The sequence below is a fragment of the Clostridium sp. CF012 genome, from assembly GCF_018861755.1.
Classification (GTDB): domain Bacteria; phylum Bacillota; class Clostridia; order Clostridiales; family Clostridiaceae; genus Clostridium_AD.
On the sequence record NZ_JAHLEF010000096.1, the window covers coordinates 1 to 1,414 of the forward strand.

Sequence of the window (1,414 nt, forward strand, 5' to 3'; positions counted from 1 at the left end):
TAATAACTCAACTTTCGCATATGATTTTTCTAGGCGGTAGCCTGTAGTATCTGCATTTTTAGCAAAAAAAGCAGAAGAACATTCCCTTATTTGGTATAATTGATTCACTACTAACAACAACCAGAAGGGGATGTTCTTCATGAATACAATTATAACAAAAAATGATACTGAAAAACAGTTTAAATCTACTATTACTACTTTTTTTCATAAAAATAAAATTAATTCTTTATTAAGGCAATCAAATTTTTCTAAAGAAAAAGGATTTTCTTGTGGTGCAATATTTAAATTTATTTTTATGTTAGTATTTACAGGCAAAAATTTATTTCGCACATTAGATTCTAAAAATACAGAAACTTTTTTTGCCAAAGATACTGTGTATAGATTTTTAAATTCTGCACATTTTAATTGGAGAAAATTTTTACTATTATTATCTTCTTCAATAATTAAAAATGAACTTGAAGAATTAACTTCACCTGATAGAGTAAATGTTCTAATTGTTGATGATTCCTTTTATAGCAGAACAAGGAGCAAATCTGTAGAATTACTAGCAAAAGTATTTGATCATGTAGATCATAAATACAAAAGGGGATTCAGAATGCTTACTCTAGGCTGGTCTGATGGAAATACCTTTCTTCCTTTAGCATTTACATTACTAAGCTCAGCAAAGGAATCGAACCGTATATGTCCAATAAATCCAACTACAGACAAGCGAAGCAATGGTTATAAAATAAAAGCTGAAGCTATAAAAAAATCACCAGACGCAATGATTGATTTGTTAACCCAAGCGTTAGCTTATGCAATACCAGGTACTTATGTTTTATTTGATAGTTGGTTCACTTATCCTAAAACCTTAATAAAAATTTTGGAACTCAAGTTACATACAATAGCTATGGTTAAAGCTATGCCAAAAGTTTTTTACACTTATCAAAATAAAAAATTGAATTTAAAATCTTTATATTCTACATTGAAAAAGAAACGTGGCAAAGCTAAAATAAAGGCCTCTGTAATCGTTGAAATTGGAGTAGACTCACAGGCTACGCCTATAAAATCCAAAATAGTGTTTGTTAAGAATCAAAATAAAGCTAAAAGTTGGCTAGCAATAATCTCAACAGATATAACATTAAGTGACGAAGAGATTATAAGAATATATGGAAAACGATGGGATATAGAAGTTTTCTTTAAAATGAACAAATCATTTTTGAGCCTTGCTAAAGAATTTCAAGGACGCTCTTATAATTCAATGGTTGCACATACTACTATTGTGTTTACAAGATACATTATGTTATCAATGCAAAGCCGAAACAATGAAGATTTACGTACTATAGGTGGCTTATTTTTTAACTGTTGTGATGAACTTCAAGACATACAATTTTTTGAGGCTATTCAAGTTATTTTAAGTTTACTTAAAAATGCG

The 1,414-nt window shown here is 29.0% G+C and carries 1 protein-coding gene; it reads left to right on the plus strand.

Annotated elements, in window-relative coordinates:
- Nucleotides 1-139 precede the first annotated feature (139 nt).
- Nucleotides 140-1,414: transposase (locus tag KPL50_RS26410; protein ID WP_216301444.1), on the plus strand; the 1,275-nt coding region annotated here is incomplete at its 3' end.